Consider the following 2033-nt stretch of genomic DNA (forward strand, 5'->3'; position numbering starts at 1 on the left):
CTTCCCCCGGGCCAGCACCGCCACTGCCGCAAGCACGCCCAGGATCAACAGGCTGCCGGGCAGCAGCCAGTCCAGCGATATGTCGGTCAGTCTCATGCGGTCGTCCCTTGCCTCGCGTATGCGGCGTTCCGGGCGTCATAGTGGCGCAGCCGGTCCGTGGTGCACGTGGGTTTCGGGTCAAGTGGCCGCCAACGGGGGGCGTGTCCCGTCGGATAGGGTGTTGTGTCTCGAACTCCCGCTCGCACGCGCGGTGTTGAGTTCGAATTCGCTTCATCCGGCGGGGTGGGTTCATCCGGCGGCGGCCGCGAGCCGGGCGACCCTTTCGGCGTCGCGGGTACGGGGGCAGGTCGTGCACGTGTCGTCGGGGCGGACCGTGTAGAAGAAGCAGCAGCCGGCCCGGTCCCGGGTGGTCAGCTCCGTCCCGCCGGGGCCGGCGAGCGTACGGAAGCGCGCCCCGCCCGGGTAGGGGGCGAGCGCGCCCGGAAGGAGCAGCTGCAGCTCGCGCACCGCCCGCCGTTCCTCGCCGAGCAGGCCGCCGAGGTACCAGAGCCCCTCGACCACCTCGTCGGTGGCCGTGGCCCACAGGGCGCGCGAACCGCGCCGCATCCGGGGACCGAAACCCTCCAGCAGCGGCCCGAGGTGCCCGGCCACCGCCTGCCGCACCTCTTCGCGCAGCTCCGCCTCCCCGGCCACGGTCCGCGCGCCGGGGAGGGCGGCCGCGGGGTCGCCCGGCAGGCAGGCGAACTCCTCGACGCGTACCGCCATCAGCCCCTCGGTCCGGTGGAAGGCCACCCGGTCCACGGGGAGCCGGGGCACCCGGCGCTCCAGGAACCACGGGACGGTGATCAGCAGGCAGAACGGCCAGGCGTACCGGTGCAGCCCGAAGCCGGCCACGACGTCGGGCCGCGCCGGGCGCCCGTAGTCCCGTACCACCTGGGCCGCGTCCCAGGCGAGATGGGCGTCGAGGGCCTCGCCGCCCGCCGCGAGCTCGTGCGCGCCGACCCATCCCGCACCGCGGGGGAGGGGTTCGGACGCGCCGTGCTCGCGGATCCGCAGTCCCGGGTAGGCCGCCGTCAGGCGCCCGTACGCGCGCGCCACCGGAGAGCCGGCCGGGGAGGGGGCGGACGGGAGCGGGACGGCCGGGCTGGACATGGCGGACCACCGAATCACGCTAGGCGAGCAAGGTTAGCCTTACCTTATTCGATCTCGGGTGATCCGTCCGCACCGAGCCCGTCGCCTATCCTCGGAACCGGTCGAGACCCGGAGGAGGACCGAGTGCACGAAGCGGCCCATGCCCCGGTGTCGGAGGCGTCGGACGTGCCGGAGCCGTCGTCGCGGCCGGTGATACCGGCCCAGAAGGTGCTGCGCCATTCGGTGCGCGGACAGGTCCTCGACGCGCTGCGCGCGGCACTGGTCGACGGGGAGCTGGTGCCGGGGGAGATCTACTCGGGCCCGGCGCTCGGCGAGCGCTTCGGGGTCTCCGCGACCCCGGTCCGCGAGGCGATGCAGCAGCTGGCGCTGGAGGGGGCGGTGGAGTGCCTGCCGAACCGGGGCTTCCGGGTGCGGACCCGCACCGCGCGGAGCCTGGCCGAGCTGGCCGAGGTGCGGGCCCTCATCGAGGTCCCGGTGATGCTCCGGCTGGCCCGCTCGGTGCCCGCCGCCACCTGGGAGGCCCTGCGCCCGGCGGCCCTCGCCACGGCCGAGGCGGCCGCCGCGGGGGACCTGCCGGCGTACGCGGAGGCGGACCGGGCCTTCCACCGGGCGGTGCTCTCGCTGGCGGACAACGGCCAGCTGGTGCAGATCGCCGAGGAACTCCACCGGCGGGCGCAGTGGCCCCTGCCGGGGGCGGCGCGGGTGCGGCGGGCGGACCTGGTGGCCGACGCGGCCGAGCACGTGGCCCTGCTGGACGCCCTGGCCGCGCGGGACCTCCCGGTCGTCGAGTCCCTCGTCCGCGAACACTTCAAGGGCGCGTAGCCGCCACCGCGGGCTCCCGCTGCGCGGAGCCGTCTCCCCGCCCCGCCCCCGGCCCCGAG

Annotated in this window: 2 protein-coding genes; one reads left to right on the forward strand and one right to left on the reverse strand. The window is 75.7% G+C overall.

The window, feature by feature from the left end; all coding sequences use genetic code 11:
- Nucleotides 1-288 precede the first annotated feature (288 nt).
- Complete coding sequence (locus VR44_RS36200) at nt 289-1152, reverse strand: (2Fe-2S)-binding protein (protein ID WP_045951905.1); 864 nt, start codon at nt 1150-1152, stop codon at nt 289-291.
- 147 nt (nt 1153-1299) lie between these two features.
- On the opposite strand from VR44_RS36200, the gene VR44_RS36205 reads away from it, so the two are divergent.
- On the forward strand, nt 1300-1974 hold the full coding sequence (locus tag VR44_RS36205) for a GntR family transcriptional regulator (RefSeq protein WP_384757973.1): 675 nt from the start codon (nt 1300-1302) through the stop codon (nt 1972-1974).
- Nucleotides 1975-2033: the final 59 nt, after the last annotated feature.

It is taken from the genome of Streptomyces katrae (genome assembly GCF_000966975.1).
Lineage (GTDB): Bacteria > Actinomycetota > Actinomycetes > Streptomycetales > Streptomycetaceae > Streptomyces > Streptomyces katrae.